Below are 23,154 nucleotides of genomic sequence, written 5' to 3'. Positions count from 1 at the left end.
ATTGATGATCGCCTTTGAGCTCATCGTTTACGCGGCGAAAGGACGCCTTTTGTGATCCAGTTCACGATCACCTCAAGAAACAATGGTAAGTTTCAAGGGAACATGGACTGTCAACCAATGACATTCTAGGAATCCCGCATATGAACCGCCAAGGATCCCATGAGCGGCCGGTGATATCGGAAACTCTCCTCAACAACTACCGATATGGAATCTATCTTCTTTCGGATTTAGAACCGGAGACCGAGACCTATATTGCCGGTGGCCTCAAATCAGTCGATGAAGCAAAGGCATGGGCCAAGGAGCTCGCCGTAAACCAAGAGTTCAAAGAGATCAGTGGCATCTTTGATTCGATCGAATATAGGCCTCGGCCAAAAGTCAGTCTCGGCCTTTCTCTCGCGCTTGCGAAAGAAGAAGATTTGGCCGAGTCGCTTCGGTTGCACTTGGACCGCGCAACCGAGCAGATAACGAAGCTGAAATTCCCTAGATCTCTTTTTTCATATCAAAGTTCGATATTCTACCTCACCGTTTTGGCGCTCTGGCTCTTTTGGAGCAAAGGCTCGATAGGTATCCCCAAAGGTTTAGATCTCCCACTTGTCGGCAATCGGCTTGATGGAATCGTCCTGGATGCGCCCACCCTCGCGCGGTATTTGCCTATTGCCCTGTTCGCCCTTTATGGCGGTAAATTCCTCTCGGTGCTTAAAACCAACATGGAATATGATACTTTAAGGCAGCGGATTCTTGCCTTGATCATCTATCATCAATGGCGCGCCGACAAATTCCTCGGTGTCCTCTTGCACTCACGAAAAAGCGCAGAAAAGAGTGGGCTCGGTTGGTTGCTCAGTCTTTCCGAGTGGCTCTACGATAACAGCCCGAACACGTTCGCTAGCATGCGGCGGCCGTCAAAGGAGCGCCCCTCTGGTAGTGGCGGCAAAAATGCAGCCGAACTTTCACCCACCTCCCAAAAGAGTGAGGAGGCCATCGATCCTAGGGTCGAACTCGACCAGCGTCTTCCCGGCTGGCTAGATAAAGAATTTGAACGGCGCGTACACGCCTTGTATTTTCTCGATAAAGAAAAGGACTACAGCCGATTTGTGATCTGCTTTAATCCGTTACTGTATATCTGCTCACTCAATAGGGTCTTACTCTATACATATGATTTCCTTTCCGCTCGAGGCGAAAACCTTAGTCACGAACGCCCGACTGATGTTCACGCCATGGAGCGTTTTGCTGTACCAGGGTTTTGGGCGGGCGCCGCGTTCAATTTGCTGTTTCTCGGCGGGGTAATGATATGGGCAATATTCCTAGCAAGGGATATGCCTCGTATGCTGCTCGCCACAAATATTGTTGCTGCCACGGTCGTCATTGCACTGCCGACCTGGTGGAATTTTCTCGCTATGGCAAAGCACCGAGGTTATCCAAGAGGTGAGCCACTTGGCGCTTACTTAGTGGGAGCGTTGACGCCGAACCGTTTGTCCCTTCTTTAGTATTCAGATTGCGGTGACAGTGCTGGACTGCACTCAATTGACCCGCTCCGTTTCGAGCCCGGCAAGCGCGGGTCGAAGCCAGCGCTGTCTGACGGTGATGATTTAGTGCACTGTGACCGTAATTCGCAATTCCGCGGGTGGTGCAGCCCGGGGCCTAGCTAGGACATGCTCGCATCGGCCCGGCATCGCAGATCAGGGATGATGTCTGCTGTGCCGCCGATAGCGTCGCGATAGCAGACCTCACCAGAGATCTGAATTGGGCCACGCGGACATGATGCCCGGCGGTCTATCGCGTCAATTCCAATAGCCGACGACAGTCCGCCGAGAGCCGCCGTTCATTGAGGTTGGTCACGCAGAGCAATAGTCCCTGCTGCTGGGGAGGTTGCATGTGCCACGTGGACATCGGGCGCGGCGCGAGTCCGAACTGCCGTGCGCGTGAAGCGATGTCTACGTCTGACACAGAGTTGGGAAGCAATATCACCACTGCGAGACCAGCGGTAGCCTGCACCTTGATCGTGTTTGGCGCCATTTCGCCCAAGCACTGAAGCAGGGCCTCGCGTCGAGCGGCGTAGAGCCGCTTCATGCGGCGCAGATGGCGAAGATAGTGACCGTCCCGCATGAATTCCGTCACAGCGCGCTGCATGCCTGCAGCCGGCGCCGGCGCCAGGGAAGCAGCGAACTCAGCGAACCGACGACTCAGTTCCGGCGGCACGACCACGAAACCCAGGCGCAGCGCCGGGCTGATCGTTTTGCTGAAACTGCCTATGTGCAGCACCCGTCCTCCATGATCGAGAGATGCAAAAGCCGGAGCCGCCCGTCCTTTCAGCTGCAGTTCGCTCAGGTAATCGTCTTCGATGATCCAGCTATCGTTGCGCCGAGCCCATGCAAGCAGTGCAAGCCGCCGCGGCGGCGACATCGTCATCCCGAGTGGCGCCTGCTGGCCTGGTGTCACAACTGCTAATTTCGCGCCAGCGGCGTTCCGGACACCAGCGGCAACATCTAGTCCTTCTGAATCGACCGGGACAGCTGTCACGGCCATGCCGGCCAAGCCGAGTGCGGTGCGAGTGAGTGGAAAGCCTGGATCCTCAATCCAAGCGCCCATCCTTCCAAGCTGAAGCCCCTGGATTGCCAGACCGAGCGCGCCGGAGAATCCAGCTGTTATGAGCACTTGAGAGGGATTGCACCGAAGGCCGCGGGCCAGCCACAAGTAGGCCGCGACCTCCTTTCGCAACTCCGGATCGCCACGCGGATCCGGATACGTCACCGGCGCCGCCGCAGCTCGCCGGGTCTCACGAGTCAGGATGCGTGACCACAGCTTGAACGGGAAGGCGTCTTGAGCGGGCACGCCCATCTGAAATACCAGCGGCGCGTTTCCGAACTCGTAGAAGAGGTCCGGCACAGGCGGGGCTTCCGGCGACAAATCGGGTATCGAGGATCCGGACTGCCGCTCGGCCACACGAGTTCCTGCCGGCCCGAGTCCAATCGCGAATTGCTCCGCGATGAGACGCTCGTAAGCCACACGCACGGTGCCGCGGGAGACGCCGAGTTGAGCGGCCAGATCCTGCCAAGAGGGCAACCGCGCGCCCGAGGCGAGCAGTCCGTTCTCGATGCCCTCTCGGATCGCCGAATAAATCTGGGCAGCCAGCGGAGTCCTTCTGGCGCGATCGAGTTGGATGGGGAGCGCAGCCATTCCGCAATGGTACAGCCAAAATTGCCAATCTTGGGGCTGTTTTATGATCGGGCGCAGCGCATCTATTGGCCAGCAGCAGCGACCGGAGCGATCCAGTTCCATCTGGCTTGGTGGGAACCCGGGTCAATGCAGACAGCGCAATCGCAGACACGGAGACAGGAGTTTGTGAATAGCCGGCGCGTCCATGCCTCCTGCAACACTTCCACCAAAGAGACAAATGACCGAGGAGATAATTCCCATGAAGGCGATCGTTGTAACGGACCAGGCTGCGGGGACGTCTGGGATGAAGCTGGTGGAGCGTCCCGAGCCGCAGGTACCGATAAACGACGTCATCGTTCAGGTTCATGCGTCGGGATTCGTCCCGACTGAGCTGGCGTGGCCCTCGACCTGGACCGATCGTCTCGACAGTGATCGAACACCGTCGATCCCTGGCCACGAGCTGGCCGGAGTGGTCACTGCTCTCGGCTACGGCACGACAGGGCTGTCCCTGGGACAGCGAGTGTTCGGTCTCGCCGACTGGTATCGCGACGGCACCCTGGCAGAGTATGTAGCCATGGAGGCACGCAACCTCGCGCCGCTCCCGGGCGACGTCGATTTCACGGTGGGCGCAAGTCTGCCAATCTCAGGTCTCACCGCGTGGCAGGGACTGTTCCAGCACGGTCGCCTTCAGATGGGGCAGAGCGTCCTCGTGCACGGCGCAGCCGGCGCAGTCGGTTCGATGGTAACGCAGCTCGCACGAGAGTTCGGCGCCTATGTCATCGGCACCGGACGCGCCGCCGACCGTCAGACGGTGCTCGACTTCGGTGCGAAGGAGTTCGTTGACCTCGACAACGAGGCCCTGGAAGACGTCGGCGGAATCGATCTGGTGCTCGATAGCATCGGCGGCGACATCGGGAAGCGGTCAGCAGGCCTGATTCGAGCCGGAGGAACGCTGGTGTCCATAGTCGGGCCGGCCGAGGCACGGCCCGACAATGGCCGCGCGGTCGACTTCGTCGTCGAGTCCGATCGTGCCCAACTGAGTGAGATCGTGCAGCGGGTGCGGGACGGACGACTGCGGACGAACATCGGCAGCATCTCGACCCTTGACGATGCTGTCGCGGCCTTAAACTCGACCGAGCGACGCAAGGGGAAGACGATCGTCCGCGTTCGTTCCTAGCAACGCACGCCATTGAAGCACGCGGCCGGCGCCGTCCAGGTCGGCCGGCTGGCGAGCGCCGACGAGAGCAAGCCACAAGCGCTCCTGGCTCAACGTGAACACCAATGATGTATGCAGCATTCCGGGCTTGCAGGAATGCGGCGGGCCAACTCGTTTACGGTGGCGGTGCACTCAATTGACAAAGCCGGGTGCGGCAACCCTTGATCCTTTTGGGTGTTTTTCTCGGTGCGTTGGCCAAGGTCGTTTATGACTGGCTGACTTCCACGCAAACATCCGCATCGCTCAGCTGGCAATCTTTTGCTGTGGCGGCGATAGCCGGCATCAATCTTTGAGGACGCGCCTTGGACCAGGGCATCCCGGGGCTCTGCGGGTCCCGCACGCCGGCGATGATGGCATCATGCCACTGTTTTGCCCGACGGCGCAAGTGAATTTCGTAAAATCCGTAGACGTCGACTAAGCCATTGATATCGCAGTCACCGGCTACTGTGCATGGGGTTGTTTTCGAATAATCTGGTCGCGCGGCTCTCCGAGCCTGATCCGGGCCTGCCCTAGTGTCCGCCGAGATAGGCGGTGATCAGGCGGGGATCGTGGATGAGGTCCTTGGCTGGACCTGACTGCACGACCTCGCCGGTCTCCAGCACATAGCCGTAATCGGCCGTCTCCAGCGCGGCTCTTGCATTCTGCTCGACCAGCAGGATGGAGACGCCGAGATCGCGCAGGGAGGCGATGGTGCGAAAGATTTCGCGCACGATCAGTGGTGCAAGACCAAGGCTCGGCTCGTCCAGCATCAGCAGTTTGGGCTTGGCCATCAGCGCACGCCCGAGCGCCAGCATCTGGCGCTCGCCGCCGGAGAGCGTGCCGGCGGCCTGGCGCTGCCGCTCCTTCAGGCGGGGAAAGCGGTCATAGACTTCGTCGAGCGTTGTCTGCACGCCGGAACGGTCGCGCAGGCTGTAGGAGCCGAGCAGGAGATTGTCGGCGACCGACATGTCCGAAAACAGCTCGCGCTTTTCCGGGACGAGGCAGAGCCGGCGCTCGACGCGGTCCTCGACCGACATCTTTCCGATGTCGTCGCCCTGAAACACCATGCGGCCGCGCGAGGCGAGCAGGCCGATCGCGGCCATCAGCAGCGTGGTCTTGCCGGCGCCGTTCGGGCCGATGACGGTGACGATCTGGCCTTCTTCGACCGACAGCGACACGTTGCGGACCGCTTCGACATTGTCGTAGCAGACGGTCACATCTCGCATGGAAAACATCTCGCTCACGCGACGCCTCCGAGATAGGCCTCTTGGACGCGCTCGTCGCTGCGGATCGCAGCTGGGGCGCCCTCGCAGAGCTTTGATCCGAAATCGAGCACGACGATGCGGTCGACCAGCGACATCACGAACTCCATGTCATGCTCGACGATCAGGATGGTCAGATGGTCCGCACGCAGCGACCTCAAGAGCTCGGCAAGCCGCAGCTTCTCCTGGCGGCGCAAGCCCGCCGCCGGCTCGTCGAGCACCAGCAGCGTCGGGTCGGCGGCGAGCGCGCGTGCGATCTCGAGAATGCGCTGATTGCCGAGCGGCAGATTGCCGGCGAGCTCGAACGGCTTGTCGCCGAGCCCGACGCGTTCGAGCTGCATCAGCGCCTCGTGCCGGGCGCTGGCTTCCTCGCGCTGGTTGAGACGGAACGCACCGGCCAAGATGCCCGCGCCGGTGCGGGCGTAGGTGCCGAGCATCACGTTTTCGAGCAGGCTCATGCGCGGCCTGAGCTTCACATGCTGGAAGGTCCGCGCGATTCCGGCTTTGGCGATGCGCGATTGCGCATCGCGGGTGATCGGCCGTCCCGCAAAGACGATCTCGCCCTTGTTGACGCGCAACGCGCCGGTCAGGCAGTTGAACATCGTGCTCTTGCCGGCGCCGTTGGGGCCGATGACGGCGAGGATCTCGCCCGACCGCACTTCGAAGCTGACCTTGTTCACCGCGATGAGGCCGCCGAAGCGGCGCTCGGCGCCGTCGACTTTCAGAAGCAGCTCGCCGGGTGTCGGCTGCACACGGCGGGGCAGGGGCGGCGCGGGCTGCGGCCGCTCGCGCTGGATTTTCGGCAGATAGCGCGCGACGAAGGGCACGATGCCCTGCCGCGCCCATTGCAGGAACAGGATGAACAGGGCGGAGAAGGCGACGATCTCGAGCTGCCCCGACGCGCCCTTGGCGATCAGCGGCAGATAGTCCTGCACGCTGTTCTTGAGCAGGGTGACGATGGCCGCACCAACGACGCCGCCGAGCAGGCTGCCGGCGCCGCCGACCATCGACATCATCAGATATTCGATGCCCATGCCGGCATCGAACGGACCCGGGCTGATGAAGCGGCTCATATGCGCGTAGAGCCAGCCGGAGAGCGACGCCAGGAACGCCGCGATCACGAAGGTCACGAGCTTGATCTGGAAGGCGTTGATGCCGAGGCTCTCGACCAGCGTGTTGCCGCCGCGCAGTGCGCGCATGGCGCGGCCGAGCCTGGAGTCCATGAGGTTGTAGCCGAGGAACAGGATCGCGGCGACGATGCCCCAGATCAGGAAATAGATCTGCGCGCTGGAGACCAGCGCGAACGAGCCGATGCTGATCGGCGGGATCGAGGAGATCCCGTTGAAGCGGCCGAGCCCCTCGACATTGCCGAACAGGAAGCCGATGGCGAGACCCCAGGCGACCGTCGAGAGCGAGAGGAAATGGCCCTGAAGCCGCAGGGTGACGATTCCGAGGATCGCTGCGACGCTGCACGTCAGCGCCACGCCGAACAGGAGGCCCAGCCACGGCGAATAGCCGTTGAGGGCCGAGACCCAGGCTGTCGCATAGGCCGCAATGCCGACGAAGGCCGCCTGTCCGAACGATACGATGCCGCCGACGCCGGTGAGGAGCGCAAGGCCAATAGCGACGAGCGAATAGATGCCGATGTAGTTCATCAGCGTGATGCTGAACGGGCTGAGCACGAAGGGCGCCAGCGCAAGGCCCACCACCGCGGCCAACGCCGCAAGCTGAACATGGACGCGCGTCATTCCTCGATCTCCTCCTCGGAATGCAGCGAGGCGAGGGACCGCCAGATCAGGACCGGAATCAGCAGCGAGAACACGATGACGTCCTTCAGCGCGCTGCTCTCGAACGAGGCGAAGCTTTCGAGGATGCCGACGCCGACCGCGCCGATCGCCGCTCCAGGATAGCTGGTCATGCCGCCGACGATGGCGCCGACGAACGCCTTGAGGCCGATCAGGAAGCCGGAATCGTAGAACACGGTATTGACCGGCGCGATCAGGATGCCCGAGACGCCGGCCATCAGCGATCCCAGCAGATAGGCGATGGTGCCGGCGCGCGCGGGCCGTATGCCCATCAGCCGCGATCCGGTGCGGTTGACGGCGGTCGCGCGCAGGGATTTGCCGACCAGCGTGAAGTCGAAGAAGAGATAGAGCAGACCGCTGAAGACGAGCGCCGCGATCACGATCAGCATGGTCTGACCCGAGATCAGCACGCCGGCGAACTCGGTCGAGAACGAGGTCAGCGGCTCGGTTCGGACACCCTCGGGTCCGAAGAACAACAAGCCGAGGCCGACCAGCGCGTAGTGCAATGCGACGGAGACGGTCAGCAGCAGCAGCACGCTGCCGTCAGCGATCGGGCGGAACACGATCCGGTCAAGCAGCGGGGCGATCGGCGTGATCAGCATCAAGGCCAGCACGAGCCGGATGGCGAGGGGCGGATCGGTACGCATCGCCAGCCATGCGGCGCCGACCACGGCCAGGGGAAGCACGAGATAGAAGAGAAGCGCGCGCGGCAGCAGGCGAAGCTCGCCATTGCGCAGCAGCGAGATGATCTCGATCAGGGTCGCAAGGCAGGCCAGGATCACGACGAGCGCCCCGGTGCCCGGAAAGCGCTTGGCGTCGAGCGCAGCCAGCGTCAGCGCGGTGAAGGCGGCGATGTCACCGAAGGGAATGAAGATGACCCGCGTCACCGTGAAGATGAGGACGGTTCCGATCGCCACCAGCGCATAGACTGCGCCGGTGGCGATCCCGTCGATCCCAAGAATGGCTGCGATGTCGCTCGTCATGGAGACGCCGTTCCCCGGTCTGATCGTCTGCGCTTATGGTGCGTACTTCCAGCCGCCGCCGGTGAGGCGCACCACGACCAGCGAGCGCTCGTCGACGCCGGTCACGGCGCCCGGCTTGAAATTGTAGACGGCATGCACGCCCGGCAGCTCCTTGGTGCTCAGGATCGCATCGCGGAGCGCCGTACGGAATTCGACGGTGCCGGGCTTTGCGGTCTTCAGCGCGCGCTCGGCGGCGTTGGCGAAGATCAGCCAGGCGTCGAAGGAGTAGGCCGAGAAACCGTCGGTGGTCGGGATGTTATGGGTCTTCTGGTAGACCGCGCGGAAGTCCAGCGCGATCTTCTTGGCGAAGTGCTCGTCGGGAAGCTGCTCGGCCACGATCACCGGGCCGGCAGAAACCTGAATGCCGTCGGCTGCCTTGCCGCCGACATTGACGAAGTCCGGATTGACCAGCGCCACGGTGCCGTAGGTGTTTCCCTTGAAGCCGCGCTCGGCGAGGCTGAGCAGCGGCAGCGCGCCTTGCGTGCCTGAGCCGCCGTCCAGCACGGCGTCGGGACGGGCGGCCATGACCTTGAGGATCTGCGCAGTCACCGAGGTGTCGGTGCGGGCGTAGCGTTCGTTGGTCTGGATCTTGATGTCGCCGGCTGTCTCGGCAGCCTTGGCGCCGTTATAGACGAGGTCGCCCCAGGCGTCGGAGAAGCCGATATAGCCGATGTTCTTCATGCCGTCGCGCTTCATGCGGTCGGCGATGATCTTGACGAGGAGAGAGGCCGGCTGCGGCACCGAGACCACCCACTGCTCGGGCGTTTCAGGAAGCTTGCCGATCGGCGACACCGCGATCATCGGCACCTTCAACTCGCTCGCGACCGCCGCCATGGCGATGGTCGACGGTGCGGTGGCAGTCCCGATCAGCAGGTCCACCTTCTCTTCTTCCACCAGCTTGCGTGCGTTGCGGGTCGCAGCCGACGGATCGGAGCCGTCGTCGAGCTGGATCAGGCGGATGGTCTCGCCGTTGATCGTCTTCTTGTATTCATAGGCGGCGTTGAGGCCCCGGCCATAGGGAATGCCGATCGAGGAACCGTTGCCGCTGAGCGAGGTGACGAAGCCAATGGTGATGTCGGCCTGCGCGGCCGGCGCCGCCAGGACGCCTGCGGCAAGTGTGAGGAAGCTCAGAGTCTTTCGCATATGCGTTCTCCTCCGTTGATGCTGGGTACGACAAACCGACTGAAAGCATTGTTGCAGCGCCAAACGCCGGGCGCAGCCGAAAAGAGTTTGCTCGGCCGGGCGTCAGCAACCATGGCGACGCGTGCCGCTCAGATCGCGGGCCCATCGGCGGAAACCGGCGGGCGCCTCTCGATGTGATGGGAAGTGATTGCCGCAGTCGCGATGCGCGACCGGCGATGCTGCTGCGGGCTGTTCAAGCCCGACGACTGTCCACGCGATTGAGTCTCTCAAAATCGGTGCCCTGCAACATCATTGTCTTGGCCATCGGCCGCGACCGGTGGAGGATTACTTAAAGCCTAAAGTATTTCTGGCGGGGCCGTCAACACGTGTCACGGCACCGTCAGAAAAAATGTTGTTGCATACAATTCCATCAGACTTCGCCATTTCCTCGGTCTCTTTGTCCCGTTGAAAGGGCGTCGGCGCCGCGTTGCGAGAGCATCGCTCGCCGGCGCTGCCGCGCACATTTGACGGCTCAATTAGTTTATGGTTGAAATATATCGTGGCAGCCGACGGCCGGTCCTCGCATGGACTGATCGAGGAGAAGGACGATGCGCATCTTCTGGCAGAGCTTCGTTGATGCGAGCGTGAATGCGCCCTACATGGCGCGGCTGTCCGAATATCTCAACATGATCGCGGCACCCGGGACGGCGGTGCATGTCGAAGGCATTTCGCCGCCGGACCGCGAGTTCGGGCGGCTCGCCGAACTGCGCTGCGCGGCCCAGGCCATCGACAATGGCATTGCGGCCGAGGAGGCTGGGTTCGATGCCTTCGTCATGGGACATTTCCAGGATCCCGGCCTCTACGAGCTTCGTTCGGCGCTCGCCATTCCCGTGATCGGGACCGGCGAAGCGACGCTGCTTGCGGCATCGCAGCTCGGCCGGCGCCTGGGTCTCGTCACGCTCGATCCCGTCTTCGAAGTGTGGCACTACGAGCAGGCCGAGCGTTACGGTCTCGGTGACCGCGTCGTTCACGTGACCGGCATGGGCTGCAAGCCCGAGGATTTTGCCGAAGCGTTTGCAGGCAACGAAGCGGCCCAGGCCCGCATGATCAGGGATTTTATCGCCTGCGCGCTGCCGCTGACGGAGCGCGGCGCCGATGTCGTGATTCCCGCCGGCGTACTTCCCGGTCTCTTGATTGGACGGGAGCATGGCCTGAAGGTCGGGCATGCGCCGGTCGTCAATTGCGCGGCCGTTGCGCTCAAGAGCGCCGAGATGTGGGTGCAGCTCCGGCGTCTCAATGGCACCGAGCCCAGCCGCGGGCCGAGCTTCAGTCGCGCCAGCGAGGTTGCCCGCAGTGATTTTCGCGCAATGCTCGCCCGCAACAAGCGTTAGGGCGCAGCGTCGAACTTTGGAGACCGAGACATGATGACGCCCGAGAAGATCCTGTACGAGACCGAGGTGACGGCCACCGGTGGCCGCGACGGCAAGGCTGCGAGCCCGGACGGTCTGTTGTCAGTCTCGCTGTCTTTGCCGAAATCGATGGGCGGTCCCGGCGGCGAGGGGACCAATCCGGAGCAGCTCTTTGCGGCCGGCTATGCCGCGTGCTTTCTCGGCGCGGTCAAGCTGGTGGCGCGTACCCGGAAGATCGTGCCGTCCGCCGAGCCGTCGGTGACGGCGAAGGTCGCGATGGGGCCGGTCCCCGTCGGCTATGCGCTCGCCGTCGAATTGAAGGTCAACCTGCCCGGGGTCGAGAAAGCCATCGCCGAAGAGGTCGTCGCCGGCGCGCATGAGCGTTGTCCCTATTCGAACGCGACACGCGGCAATATCGACGTCAGGCTGACGGTGATCTGAGGCGCGACCGGTGAAGAAATCCCAGCGCACGCCATACGACGGCATCGTGATCGCGGCTCCCGTCACGATTCCCTATGTGCGCTATTCCATCGAGAGCGCGCAGTGGTGGATCGGCCGCGCGCTCGGCGCGCTCGTGGCCCAGGCCGGCATCAAGGCGTCCGACATCGACGGCCTCTGTGTCTCGAGCTTCACCATGGGCAGCGACAGCGGAATCGGGCTGACGCAACATTTTGGTCTTTGCGTCCGGTGGCTCGACACGATTCCGCTGGGTGGTGCCAGCGCCATCGCAGGCTTGCGCAAGGCTGCGCGCGCGGTCCAGGCCCGTGACGCCGACATCGTCGCCTGCGTGGCGGGCGACACTAACCACGTCGATTCCTTCCGCCTGACGCTCGAGAATTTCTCGCGCTTCAACCAGGATGCCGTCTATCCCTACGGCGCGGGCGGCGCCAATGCGAGCTTCGCGCTGATCGCGCGCAACTACATGCGGACCTTCGGCGTCACGCGCGAGGACGTCGGCAGGATCGCGGTGGCCCAGCGCGCCAATGCGCTGCGCAATCCGCACGCGCTGATGAAGGCGCCGCTGACGCTCGAGCAATATCTGGCGGCCCGGCCGATTTCCGATCCGATCCATCTGTTTGATTGCGTGATGCCTTGCGCAGGCGCCGAAGCCTTTCTGGTGATGCGCGAGGAGACCGCCGCATCGCTGGGGCTGCCTGCGGCGCGACTTTTGTCGACGATCGAGCGGCACAACGCCTTCGCCGACGACCCAATGCAGGTGCGCGGCGGTTGGGCGATGGACATCGGCGAGCTCTATGCCATGGCCGGCGTGAAGCCTGACGATCTCGATATCGTCCAGACCTATGACGATTATCCCGTCATCACGATGATGCAGTTCGAGGATCTCGGCTTCTGCAAGAAGGGGGAGGGCGCGGAATTCGTCCGTGCGCACGATCTCACCATCGACGGCGACTTTCCGCACAATACCTCCGGCGGGCAGCTCTCCGTCGGGCAGGCTGGCGCTGCCGGCGCCTATCTTGGTCTCGTCGAGGGGCTGCGGCAGGTCCTGGGAACCGCGGGCCCCACGCAGGTCAGCAATGCGAGCCTCGGCTTGGCTTCCGGGTTCGGCATGATCAATTATGACCGCGGTCTCGCCTCCGGTGCCGCGATCTTTGCAGGGCCTTCACGATGATCGATCCGATCAAGCCGCCCCGCCGCAAAAATCCGCTGCTGCGGACGCGGCTTCCGGCATCGCCCCCGAGGCCGCGCAGCCGGACGTCGCACGGTTTCACGCGGGCGGCTGCCGAAGGGCGCTTCATGCTCCAGCGCTGCGAGGCTTGCGGCGCTTTCGCTTATCCGGCGCGGGAGGCTTGTCCGTCTTGCCTATCGCCCGCACTCGCGTTTGCGGACGCGCCGCGCCAGGGCACGCTTCTCGCCGAGACGACGGCGCGTGTGCCAAGCGACGTCTATTTCCGCGAACGGGCGCCCTGGCGGATCGGCCTCGTCAAGATGGTCTGCGGTCCGACGATCGTGGCGCATCTCCATGCAGACTGTGCCGAGGGTGCACCGGTCCGCATGTCGTTTCAGCTCGACAAGGGCGGTCAGGCAGTGGCCTTTGCCAGACCCGAGGGGGATACTCCCAACATGGCAGACGACAGGCAGTGGCGGGAAATGACGGCCGATCCGAAATTCAGGCGGGTGTTCGTCACCAACGGCCGCAGCCTGATCGGCCAGGAAGCCGTGGTCGCCTTGAAGGCCGCTGGCGCGAAGACCGTGTTTGTTGGCGTGGCCGAACCCTGGCGGCCGTTTGCCGGTGAGGATCTGCTGCGCCGGCAGGAGGGGGTTGAGGTCGTCACGCTCGATGCGGCCGATGAAAAATCTGCCGCTGATCTCGCCGCCGACATCGGTGGCAAGGTGGATATTCTCGTCAATACGACGGAGTATGTGCGAGCGGGCGGCCTGCTCGACCGCAAGGGGACGAGCATCGCGCGTGACGAGATCGACCAAGCCTATCTCGGCTTCATCAATCTCGCGCAGGCTTTTGGACCCGCGATGCGGATGCGCGGCGCCGACGGCGTCAACAATAGCGTCGCATGGGTCAACATCCTGTCAGTCTACGCGCTTGCGAACTGGCCGGCCTTTGGCGCCTACTCGGCCTCGCAGGCCGCGTGCCTGTCGCTGTCGCATTGCCTTCGCGCGGAGCTGCGGCCGGGCGGCATCAAGGTCATGAATCTCTTCACCGGACCTGTCGACATCGAATGGTTCCAGACCGTGCCGCCGCCGAAGGTCGCGCCGCGCGCGATCGCGCAGGCGATCGTGTCGGGGCTGAGAGGCGGGCTCGAAGAGATGTATGTCGGGGACGTCGCCGAGGAAATCAGGCAGCGTCTCGCGGCCAATCCGAAAGCGCTCGAGCGCGAGCTCGACAAATGAGGGACGGATTTCAACCAAGCCGGAGGACGTGACAATGCAAAGCAAGAATCTCCTGGAGCTGGCCGGTGCGATTTCGTCCGGCGCGGTGCGCGTCGTCGATCTGACCTTCACACTCAGTCCGGACTTTCCGGTCATCGTGCTGCCGCCGGAGTTCGGCCAGGCGGCGCCGGTGCGTATCCAGGAAATCTCGCGATATGATGGTCGCGGCCCGGCCTGGTACTGGAATAACGTGACGTTCGGCGAACACACCGGCACGCATTTCGACGCGCCGATCCACTGGTTCACCGGCAAGGACCTGCCGAACAATGCCGTCGATACGATGCCGGCCAAGGACATGATCGCGCCGGCCTGCGTCATCGACTGCTCCGCGGAGGCGGCGCAGGATCCCGACTTTGTGCTGACGGTGCCGCTCGTCGAGGCTTGGGAATCCAAGCACGGGCGCATCCCCGCGCGCCAATGGGTCCTGCTGCGGACCGACTGGTCCAAGAAGGGCTGGCGCGACTATTCCAACCTGAGGGATGACGGCGCGCACACGCCGGGGCCGAACCCGGCCGTCATGAAGTGGCTGGTGGAGGAGCGCGGCATCATCGGTTTCGGCACCGAGACCATTGGTACCGATGCTGGCCAGGCCGGACATTTCGAGCCGCCTTATCCCGCGCATCACTTCCTGCACGGCGCGGGTCGCTACGGCCTGCAATGCCTTTGCAATCTGGACCAGCTTCCGGCCACCGGCGCCGTCATCGTGGCTTCCCCCCTGAAAATCCAGAACGGCTCCGGCAGTCCGCTCCGGGTCATCGCATTGGTTGGGTCGAACTGAGCAAGGCATGGCGCTTGCCGAACGAGACAACAGAAGAAACCGCTTACGAAAGACAGGTGCCATGAACTTGATGAAGAGCCTGCTGGCTTCCACCGTGCTGCTCATCGCCGTGCCAGAGATCGCGCAGGCGGAGATTCTCGTCGGCTTCGTCACCGGCCTCAGCGGGCCGGTATCGTCGATCGGGATTCCGAACGGGAAGGGGATCGCGGCGGGCCAGGCCTATGTCGGCGAGGTCGGCGGTGAGAAGCTCCGGATCATTCAGCTCGACGACGGCTCCGATCCGACGGCGTCGGCGCGCAATGCCCGCAAGCTCGTCGAGCAGGAGAAGGTCGACATCCTCATCGGCACCTCAGGCGCGCCCCAGACACTGGCAATGGCGACCGCGGCGATCGAGATGAAGGTGCCGATGATCGCGGTATCCCCGATCGCGCCGGTGCCTCCGGGTGATGGCGGTCCCTGGGTCGTGCAGACGCCGCAACCGACGCCGCTGCTCGTCCAGGGCATCGTCGATCACATGAAGGCTCATGGGCTGAAGACGGTGGCCTTCATCGGGTTCTCCGACGCGTTCGGCGACCTCATGTACGCCTCGCTCGAGCAGAGCGCGAAGGTGGCTGACATCAAGGTGATCGCGAACGAGCGATATGCGCGATCGGATTCCTCGGTGACCGCGCAGGTGCTGCGCGCGCTCGCGGCGCGCCCCGACGCCATCATGCTCGGCGGCACCGGCACGCCCGGCGCGTTGCCGGTCATCGGCTTGTCCGAACGCGGATATAAGGGACCGCTCTACGGCAATCATGGACTCATCAGCGCCGATTTCCTGCGCCTTGCCGGCAAGGCGGCCAACGGCATCATCTGCCCGACCGGGCCGGTCACCGCGGCCGAGCAGCTTCCCGCCAGCAATCCGATCCAGAAGGTGGCGCTGGAGTTTCGCTCGGCCTTCGAGAAGGCGAATGGCGAGGCCCCGACGGACTCGTTCTCGTCATACTCCTTTGACGGCTGGCTGGTGTTCGTCGACGCAGCCAAGCGCGCGATGGCGACCGGCGCCAAACCGGGCACGCCGGAATTCCGCACCGCGCTTCGCGAGGCGCTGTTCACGACCAAGGACGTGGTGGGAACGCAAGGCATCTACACCTATACGCCGGCGGATCGGCATGGCGTCGACGCTCGCGCGCGCATTATGGTTCAGATCGAGGACGGCAAATACAAGCTGCTGCCGTGAGCGAGGCGGCTTTGGTGAAGCCCAGCGCGATATCGGAGGCGGGGGAGGCGGCTGCGGCGCCGGCCTGGGCCCGCGCGGTGGGGATGTTTCCGCCGTCTGACCGGATTCTCTCCACCATCCTTGCGCGACAGGCCGAGCGCTACGGCGATCGTGTCCTGCTTGTCTCGGGAGAGACGCGCTGGACCTACGCGCAGACTGCGGCGATTGCCGCCGCATCGGCGCAGACGCTTGTCGACGCCGGGATCAAGCCCGGCGACCGGGTCGCCCTGATGTGCTCCAACCGGCCGGAGTTTCTGCAGGTCTTTCTCGGATGTGCCTGGCTCGGCGCGATCGTGGTGCCGATCAACACGGCGCTGCGCGGCTTCCAGCTCTCCCACATCTTCCGTAATTCGCAGCCCTCTCTTCTCGTCGTCGAGGCGCCGTTCCTTGCCGCGATCGACACTGTCGAGGCAGGTGTTGAGCTTCCTTCGCAGGTCTGGATGATCGGAACGGCCGCCGAGACAGGCAGCGCGAAGATTTCGCCAGTTCCGCTCCCCGCTCTCGGGGACCAGGCGGCCGCGAGCCTCGTGCGACCCGGCGACACCGTGGCCATTCTCTACACCTCCGGCACGACCGGCCCCGCCAAGGGCGTGTGCTGTCCGCAAGCGCAATTGTTCTGGTGGGGCATCTATTCGGCGCGCGCGTTGGGCATTCGTGAAGGCGACGTGCTGTTCACGACGCTGCCGCTGTTCCACACCAACGCGCTGAATGCGTTCTATCAGGCCGTCCTGAACGGATGCACTTACGTGCTGGAGCCTAAATTCTCCGCCTCCGGCTTCTGGGCTGCCGCGCGACGACACAATGCGACCGTCGGCTATCTGCTCGGCGCCATGGCATCGATGCTGCTGGCGCAGCCGCAGACTGGGGATGACCGATCGCATCGGCTTCGCGTTGCGCTCGGCGGCGGCGTGCCGCCGCAGATCCACGCGCCGTTTTTCGCGCGGTTCGGCGTGCCCTTGGTCGACGGCTACGGATCGACGGAGACCAATTTCGTGTTCGCGGGCGCGATTCCGTCCGACCGCCCGGGGACGATGGGATATCTCGCTGACGGCATCGAAGCCCGCATCGTCGATGCCGATGATGCCGAGCTTCCCGTTGGGCAGGCGGGAGAGCTGTTGCTGCGCGCCAAAGAGCCCTTTGCATTCGCGACCGGATATTTCGGCATGCCGGAGAAGACGGTCGAGGCCTGGCGAAATCTCTGGTTCCACTCCGGTGATCGCGTGGTCCGCGATCCCGACGGGCATTATCGCTTCATCGACCGCATGAAGGATTCGATCCGCAGGCGCGGCGAGAATGTCTCTTCATGGGAGGTGGAGCAAGCGATCCAGTTCCATCCTGCGGTCGCGGCCTGCGCGATCTATCCGCTGCCCTCGGAGTTGGGTGAGGACGAGGTTGCCGTCGCGATCCTGCTGGAGCCCGGCCAATCGCTTGCACCGGTCGACATCATCCGTCACTGCGAAGGCAGGATCGCTTATTTCGCCGTTCCCCGCTATGTGCGGATCGTGAAAGAGATGCCGCTGACGGAGAACGGCAAGATCAAGAAGGGCGTGCTGCGCGACGCCGGCGTGACGACGGATATCTGGGACCGCGAGGCGGCCGGGGTCAAAGTCAGGCGGCTCTAGCGCCTGGCGCCGGAGGCCGTCACGGCTTTTCCAGCGAATCCCTGACGGCGCCCTTGAGCTGGTCGAGCTCGCCGATCAATCCGTCGAGCTTGTCAGCGGGGAATTCCGCCAACAGCTCCGCGAGCCACGAGCCATGGCTCTTGGCCATGCGCCTGAAGGTTTTTCGGCCCTCGACGGTCATGCAGACGATCTGCACGCGGCGATCCAGGGCGGACGGCGTGCGGGTGATGTAGCCGTCCTCGACCAGCCGGTCCACGATCGGCGTCAGGTTCCCGGCTGATACCATCAGGCGCTTGGGCAGCTCTCCCAGCACCAGTCCGCTCGGCTCGCGGTCGAGCTGGGCCAGCACGTCGAAGCGGGGCATGGTGAAATCGAATTCCTCGCGAAACCGGCGGCGCAACTCACCCTCGATCAGGGTCGTGCAGGCCAGCAGCCGGAGCCAAAGCCGTGTTTGAGCCCTGTACTCGGCCTCCTGATCCGCCCCATTCTTCGACGAAACAGGCGGGGACTCCTTCGCGAGTGCCAAATCGAATCTCCTGGGAGCGGCGCGCCCGTCGAAAACGGACGGCGTCGTGAACATCCGGCAAGATAGTTCGTACCAAAAGTAAATTCAAGGCTTGGCGGCATCCCCGCCGAACCGGGGCGGCCTTGCGGCGAATCCGCCGCCAGTCACCAGATTGCAGCAACCCGCAGGGCGATCTCAAAAGCCCCCGACAAGCGTCTTGACAATCCGCGCTCCGCCGAAATATTTTATGCTTAAAATAATTTACGGCCCGGCATTCCCATGGGGGTTTGCAGGCTCGGCACACGGCGCGACGCGCGAAAGCGAGGGATCATGCGCATAGTCTGTATCGGCGGCGGCCCGGCCGGTCTTTATCTGGGCCTGCTGATGAAGCGCCGTCACCCGGAGCACATCGTCACCGTCGTCGAGCGCAACAAGCCCTACGATACGTTCGGCTGGGGCGTCGTGTTTTCGGACGCGATGATGCAGGCGATGCGCCTTGCCGATCCCGAGAGCGCGACCGAGATCGAGGACGCCTTCAATCACTGGGACGACATCGAGCTCGTCTTCAAGGGAACGCGCCAGCGCACGACCGGCCATGGCTTCATCGGCATCGGCCGCAAGCACCTGCTGAACATCCTGCAACGGCGCTGCGAGGCGCTTGGGGTCGAGCTCGTCTTCGAGCGCGATGTCGAGTCTGATCTCGAATTTCCCGACGCCGACCTGATCGTCGCCTGCGACGGCGTCAATTCCAGGATCCGCGCCCGCTATGCCGAGCAATTCCAGCCCGACATGGTGATCCGGCCGAACCGCTTCATCTGGCTTGGCACCAAGAGGGCGTTCGACGCCTTCACGTTCGATTTTCAGAAGACCGAGCACGGCTGGTTCCAGGCGCATATCTACAAGTTCGACGCAGAGACTTCGACCTTCATCGTCGAGACCACGGAAGAAGCCTACAACGCCCACGGGCTCGGCGAGCTCGATCAGCAGGGCTCGATCGAGTTCTGCGAAAAGATCTTTGCCGAGACGCTCGACGGCGCGAAGCTGCTGACCAATGCCCGCCATCTGCGCGGCTCGGCCTGGCTCAATTTCAGCCGCTTGATCTGCGGCAAATGGAGTGTGTTCAACGGCAAGTCCCATGTCGTGCTGATGGGGGACGCCGCGCACACCGCGCATTTCGCGATCGGTTCGGGCACCAAGCTCGCGCTTGACGACGCCATCGAGCTCGCCAACCAGTTCGACCGCCACGGTCACGGCGGCGACAACATCGGGACGGTGCTGGAAGCCTATGAAGACGTGCGCCGCGTCGATGTCGCGCGCATCCAGAACGCCGCGCGCAACGCCATGGAATGGTTCGAGGTGGTGGGCCACCGTTATGCCGACACGCTGGAGCCGCCACAATTTTTCTATTCGATGCTGACGCGCTCGCAGCGCATCAGCCACGAGAATTTGCGCCTGCGCGATCGCACCTGGCTGGAAGGTTTTGAGCGCTGGTTCGCCGCGCGTTCGGGGATCACGGTCAAGGACGGCGAACGGGTGCCGCCGCCGATGTTGACGCCGCACCGTGTGCGCGGCCTTTCGCTTGCGAACCGCATCATGGTCTCGCCGATGGCGATGTATTCGGCACAGGATGGTCTCATCGACGACTTCCACATCGCCCATCTCGGCGCGCGCGCCATGGGTGGCGCCGCGCTGATTTTTGCCGAGATGACTTGCGTCTCGCCGGATGCGCGGATCACGCCGGGCTGCCTCGGGCTCTGGAACGATGCGCAAGCGGCACAATGGCGCCGGCTGGTCGATTTGATCCACAGCCTCGGGCACGCCAAGGTCGGCATCCAGCTCGGCCATGCCGGGCGGAAGGGATCGACCAGGCTTGCATGGGAAGGTATCGATCAGCCGCTCGAGACAGGCAATTGGCCGCTGATCTCGGCTTCTGCATTGCCCTATCTGCCGCACAGCCAGTTGCCGCGGGTGATGGACCGCAGCGACATGGACCGCGTGCGCGACGATTTCGTCGCCGCAACGCGCCGCGCCGCCGAGGCTGGCGTCGAATGGCTCGAACTCCATTGTGCGCACGGCTATCTGCTGTCGAGCTTCCTCTCGCCGCTGACCAACCGGCGGACCGACGAATACGGCGGCAGTCACGAGAACCGTGCGCGCTTTCCGCTGGAGGTGTTCAAAGCGGTCCGCGCAGCTTGGCCGTCGGATCGGCCGATTTCGGTGCGGCTGTCCTGCCACGACTGGACCGAGGGCGGCAACACGCCAGCCGATGCGGCGATCTTCGCTGCGATGTTCAAGCAGGCTGGCGCCGACGTGATCGACTGCTCGTCGGGACAGGTCTCGAAGGAGGAGCGGCCGATCTATGGCCGCCTGTTCCAGACGCCGTTCGCCGATCGCATCCGCAACGAGGTCGGGATCGAGACCATCGCGGTCGGTGCGATCTCCGAGGCCGATCACGCCAACTCGATCCTCGCGGCCGGCCGCGCCGACCTCTGCGCCATCGCGCGGCCCCATCTTGCCGATCCCGCCTGGACACTGCACGAGGCCGCGCGCATCGGCATCACCGCGATCAGCTGGCCGAAGCAATATGTCTCCGCCAAGGGACAATACGAAACCAATCTGGCGCGCGCCGCGGCCGCGGCCGCGAGTTGAGCGGAGGAGGGATCAGATGAGCTCCATGGCAAAGGTCATCCGGCGCGAATGGCTCGACTGGCCGTTTTTCGAGCCGCGTCATCGGGCGATCGGCAGCGCGCTCGACCGCTTCGTGCAGTCGGGAGCTCTCGACAAGATCGACCACAATGATGTCGACGACGCCTGCCGCAAGCTCGTGCGCGCGATGGGCGAGGCGGGGGTGCTCGACTGCGCGGTCGCAGCGCCCGAGGGCGATGCGACGACGATCGATTCCCGTTCGATCTGCCTGTCACGTGAGTCGCTGGCCTATGCTGACGGCCTCGCCGATTTCGCCTTCGCCATGCAGGGGCTCGGCTCCGGGGCGATCGCGCTCGGCGGCTCCGTGGAGCTGCGCAAGGCCGTGCTGCCGAAGGTGCGCTCCGGCGAATGGCTCGCGGCCTTCGCGCTGTCCGAGAAGGAAGCAGGATCCGACGTCGCGGCGATGTCCTGCACGGCGCGGGCCGACGGCGACGACTATGTCATCGACGGTGAGAAGACCTGGATCTCGAACGGCGGCATCGCCGACGTCTACACGCTGTTTGCGCGAACGGGCGAGGCGCCGGGCGCGCGCGGCATCTCGGCCTTCGTCGTCTTTCCCGATGATCCCGGCTTCAGCATTGCCGAGCGCATCGATGTCGTCGCCCCGCATCCGCTGGCGACGCTGCGCTTCACGGGCTGCCGGATTCCGGCGAGCCGCCGCCTCGGCGCGCCGGGCGGCGGGTTCAAGCTTGCGATGCAGACGCTGGACATCTTTCGCGCCTCGGTCGCCGCGGCAGCCCTCGGCTTTGCGCGGCGTGCGCTCGACGAGGCGTTGTGGCATGCGAAGAGCCGGCACATGTTCGGGGCAACCTTGGGCGATCTCCAGCTGACCCAGGCCGCACTTGGCGACATGGCGACCGAGACTGATGCCGCCGCACTGCTGACTTACCGCGCCGCCTGGCGCCGCGATGTCCAGAAGCTCCCGACCACGCGTGAAGCTGCCATGGCCAAGCTGACCGCGACCGAGACCGCACAGCGTGTCATCGACCGCGCCGTGCAGATGTTCGGCGGTCGCGGCGTACGCAAGGGCGAGATCGTCGAAAGCCTTTACCGCGAAATCCGGGCGCTCCGCATCTACGAGGGCGCGACCGAGGTCCAGAAGCTGATCGTGGCGCGTGATCTGTTGAAGCCGCGCTGATTGCAGAGAGTTTTAGCACAATGAAACAAGAAGAGCTGCCTGTCGCGACCAATGGTCGGCGGGTGCTTCAGCCCAGCGGCTGGCCGCAGCCGAAGGGATATGCGAACGGCATCATGGCCGAAGGGGGCCTCGTGGTGACGGGCGGCGTCGTCGGCTGGGACGTTGCCGGTCGATTTGCCGACGGCTTTGTCGCGCAGGTCCGGCTGGCGCTCGAAAACATCGTCGCGATCCTCGCGGAGGGCGGTGCGGGACCCGAACATCTCGTGCGCCTGACCTGGTATGTCGTGGACATGGACGAATACGTTTTCAATCTGAAAGCGCTTGGCAAAGCCTATCGCGATGTCGTCGGCGTCCACTACCCCAGCATGGCGCTGGTCCAGGTCGTGCGTCTTGTCGAGCCGGCAGCGCGCGTCGAGATCGAAGCGACGGCCGTCGTTCCCCATTGAGGCGCACGAACAGCTTAGAAGCGTCCGTTGCTAGCGGAGACAAACGGCAACTACCGCGTAGCGACATCGATGGTGGTCGGCGCGGTGCCAGCCTCGATGTCCCGAAGAAGTTGCAGCAATCTGGCGCCGCCCTCCAGCAGGTCGGCCTGGATTGATTTTTTGACGGCCTCGGGATCTTTCGCCACCAGACCGTCGATCACGTTCAGATGCTGGTGCCGCCCCGGATAGGTCGGGGTCGCATGCGGGTACAGCATGTTGAGCATGGGGCCGTTGCGCAGCCAGATCGTTTCGATCATTTCGAGCAGTTCCGGCGCGTCGGCGGCCTTGTAGAGCGTGTGGTGGAATTGCCAGTTCACCTCCACGGCTTCGCGCCAGCGCCCGCCGCGTTCCGCCGACACCAGCGCCTGATGATACTTCTTGAGGTTGGCGATATCGGCCTTCGAGATCCGACTGGTCGCGCGCTCGGCGGCCAGTCCTTCAAGCAGAATCCGGATGCTTCGCAGTTCCTGGTATTGCGCGGCGCTGAGGTGTGCGACCTCGATCCAGCGGCTCGCCTGCATGCTGAGCACGCGCGCGCGCACCAGCTGCATCAACGCTTCGCGGATCGGCGTTTCCGAGACGCCCATCGTTTCCGCGAGCTCGCGGATCTTGAAGCGATGGCCGGGACGAAAGCGTCCCTCCATCAGCGCAAGCCGCAGTTCCTGGAACACGCGGGCCGTCAGATTATCGCGGCTGACCAGACCGACAGCGTCGTTGGGCATCGAAGGGCTGCTTCCAGTTGAATCAGAGCGACCGGTATCCATGCACGCCATGCACGTCCGCAGGC

19 protein-coding genes are annotated in these 23,154 nt (G+C 63.8%); 12 read left to right on the top strand and 7 right to left on the bottom strand.

What is annotated here, in order from left to right:
* Positions 1-140 precede the first annotated feature (140 nt).
* Positions 141-1,484 carry a hypothetical protein gene (locus BMW89_RS05520; RefSeq protein WP_092023584.1) on the top strand — a complete coding sequence of 448 codons (1,344 nt, stop codon included), beginning with the start codon at positions 141-143 and terminating at the stop codon, positions 1,482-1,484.
* A 286-nt stretch (positions 1,485-1,770) separates the two neighbouring features.
* On the opposite strand, the gene pdxR is transcribed toward BMW89_RS05520, so the two are convergent.
* Entirely contained in the window at positions 1,771-3,174 is a 1,404-nt protein-coding gene (pdxR, locus tag BMW89_RS05515) for a MocR-like pyridoxine biosynthesis transcription factor PdxR (RefSeq protein ID WP_092023582.1), read from the bottom strand.
* A gap of 238 nt (positions 3,175-3,412) precedes the next feature.
* Between pdxR and BMW89_RS05510 the strand changes: the two genes are divergently transcribed.
* Complete coding sequence (locus tag BMW89_RS05510; RefSeq protein ID WP_092024639.1) at positions 3,413-4,330, top strand: NADP-dependent oxidoreductase; 918 nt, start codon at positions 3,413-3,415, stop codon at positions 4,328-4,330.
* A gap of 548 nt (positions 4,331-4,878) precedes the next feature.
* Here BMW89_RS05510 and BMW89_RS05505 read toward each other — a convergent pair.
* The 4 genes from BMW89_RS05505 to BMW89_RS05490 are packed head-to-tail and all read right to left on the bottom strand — an operon-like array spanning position 4,879 to position 9,580.
* Complete coding sequence (locus BMW89_RS05505; protein WP_092023580.1) at positions 4,879-5,592, bottom strand: ABC transporter ATP-binding protein; 714 nt, start codon at positions 5,590-5,592, stop codon at positions 4,879-4,881.
* Positions 5,589-7,358 (bottom strand): branched-chain amino acid ABC transporter ATP-binding protein/permease, encoded by a 1,770-nt coding sequence (locus tag BMW89_RS05500; RefSeq protein ID WP_092023578.1) that lies wholly within the window; start codon positions 7,356-7,358, stop codon positions 5,589-5,591. The genes BMW89_RS05505 and BMW89_RS05500 overlap by 4 nt, the downstream gene beginning before the upstream one ends.
* A complete protein-coding gene (locus BMW89_RS05495; protein WP_092023576.1) occupies positions 7,355-8,398 on the bottom strand; it encodes a branched-chain amino acid ABC transporter permease in 1,044 nt (347 codons plus the stop codon). The genes BMW89_RS05500 and BMW89_RS05495 overlap by 4 nt, the downstream gene beginning before the upstream one ends.
* Before the next feature lie 33 nt (positions 8,399-8,431).
* Positions 8,432-9,580 carry an ABC transporter substrate-binding protein gene (locus tag BMW89_RS05490; protein WP_092023574.1) on the bottom strand — a complete coding sequence of 383 codons (1,149 nt, stop codon included), beginning with the start codon at positions 9,578-9,580 and terminating at the stop codon, positions 8,432-8,434.
* Between the two features lie 587 nt (positions 9,581-10,167).
* Here BMW89_RS05490 and BMW89_RS05485 point away from each other — a divergent pair.
* The 7 genes from BMW89_RS05485 (at position 10,168) to BMW89_RS05455 (ending at position 17,533) form a co-directional block, all read left to right on the top strand.
* Positions 10,168-10,950 (top strand): aspartate/glutamate racemase family protein, encoded by a 783-nt coding sequence (locus BMW89_RS05485; RefSeq protein WP_092023572.1) that lies wholly within the window; start codon positions 10,168-10,170, stop codon positions 10,948-10,950.
* 30 nt (positions 10,951-10,980) lie between these two features.
* On the top strand, positions 10,981-11,409 hold the full coding sequence (locus tag BMW89_RS05480; RefSeq protein WP_092023570.1) for an organic hydroperoxide resistance protein: 429 nt from the start codon (positions 10,981-10,983) through the stop codon (positions 11,407-11,409).
* Between the two features lie 10 nt (positions 11,410-11,419).
* A complete protein-coding gene (locus BMW89_RS05475; protein ID WP_092023568.1) occupies positions 11,420-12,598 on the top strand; it encodes a thiolase family protein in 1,179 nt (392 codons plus the stop codon).
* The gene (locus BMW89_RS05470) at positions 12,595-13,836 is read left to right on the top strand and encodes an SDR family NAD(P)-dependent oxidoreductase (protein ID WP_092023566.1); all 1,242 of its coding nucleotides are present in this window, start codon (positions 12,595-12,597) and stop codon (positions 13,834-13,836) included. Before BMW89_RS05475 ends, BMW89_RS05470 begins: the two co-directional genes overlap by 4 nt.
* A gap of 34 nt (positions 13,837-13,870) precedes the next feature.
* Positions 13,871-14,653 carry a cyclase family protein gene (locus BMW89_RS05465; RefSeq protein ID WP_177195846.1) on the top strand — a complete coding sequence of 261 codons (783 nt, stop codon included), beginning with the start codon at positions 13,871-13,873 and terminating at the stop codon, positions 14,651-14,653.
* A 61-nt stretch (positions 14,654-14,714) separates the two neighbouring features.
* Positions 14,715-15,872 carry an ABC transporter substrate-binding protein gene (locus tag BMW89_RS05460; protein ID WP_177195845.1) on the top strand — a complete coding sequence of 386 codons (1,158 nt, stop codon included), beginning with the start codon at positions 14,715-14,717 and terminating at the stop codon, positions 15,870-15,872.
* Positions 15,873-15,886: 14 nt separating this feature from the next.
* Positions 15,887-17,533: an ATP-dependent acyl-CoA ligase gene (locus BMW89_RS05455; RefSeq protein WP_244547533.1), complete on the top strand. Its 1,647-nt coding sequence runs from the start codon at positions 15,887-15,889 to the stop codon at positions 17,531-17,533.
* Between the two features lie 19 nt (positions 17,534-17,552).
* Here BMW89_RS05455 and BMW89_RS05450 read toward each other — a convergent pair whose 3' ends face one another.
* The gene (locus BMW89_RS05450) at positions 17,553-18,059 is read right to left on the bottom strand and encodes a MarR family winged helix-turn-helix transcriptional regulator (RefSeq protein ID WP_092024637.1); all 507 of its coding nucleotides are present in this window, start codon (positions 18,057-18,059) and stop codon (positions 17,553-17,555) included.
* A 309-nt stretch (positions 18,060-18,368) separates the two neighbouring features.
* Between BMW89_RS05450 and BMW89_RS05445 the strand changes: the two genes are divergently transcribed.
* Genes BMW89_RS05445 through BMW89_RS05435 form a run of 3 tightly spaced genes read left to right on the top strand, consistent with a single transcriptional unit; the run spans position 18,369 to position 22,328 of the window.
* Positions 18,369-20,687, top strand: coding sequence for a bifunctional salicylyl-CoA 5-hydroxylase/oxidoreductase (locus BMW89_RS05445; RefSeq protein WP_092023559.1), 2,319 nt, complete (start codon positions 18,369-18,371; stop codon positions 20,685-20,687).
* 16 nt (positions 20,688-20,703) lie between these two features.
* Positions 20,704-21,882, top strand: a complete 1,179-nt coding sequence (locus tag BMW89_RS05440; RefSeq protein WP_092023557.1) for an acyl-CoA dehydrogenase family protein — start codon at positions 20,704-20,706, stop codon at positions 21,880-21,882.
* 20 nt (positions 21,883-21,902) lie between these two features.
* Complete coding sequence (locus BMW89_RS05435) at positions 21,903-22,328, top strand: RidA family protein (RefSeq protein ID WP_092023555.1); 426 nt, start codon at positions 21,903-21,905, stop codon at positions 22,326-22,328.
* A 50-nt stretch (positions 22,329-22,378) separates the two neighbouring features.
* On the opposite strand, the gene BMW89_RS05430 is transcribed toward BMW89_RS05435, so the two are convergent.
* Entirely contained in the window at positions 22,379-23,089 is a 711-nt protein-coding gene (locus tag BMW89_RS05430; protein ID WP_092023553.1) for a GntR family transcriptional regulator, read from the bottom strand.
* Between the last annotated feature and the right edge of the window lie 65 nt (positions 23,090-23,154).

Origin of the sequence: Bradyrhizobium sp. OK095, from assembly GCF_900109945.1 — a bacterium.
Taxonomy (GTDB): domain Bacteria; phylum Pseudomonadota; class Alphaproteobacteria; order Rhizobiales; family Xanthobacteraceae; genus Bradyrhizobium.
The sequence above is the reverse complement of the archived record's forward strand: the minus strand, read 5'-3'. Positions and strand labels throughout refer to the sequence as shown.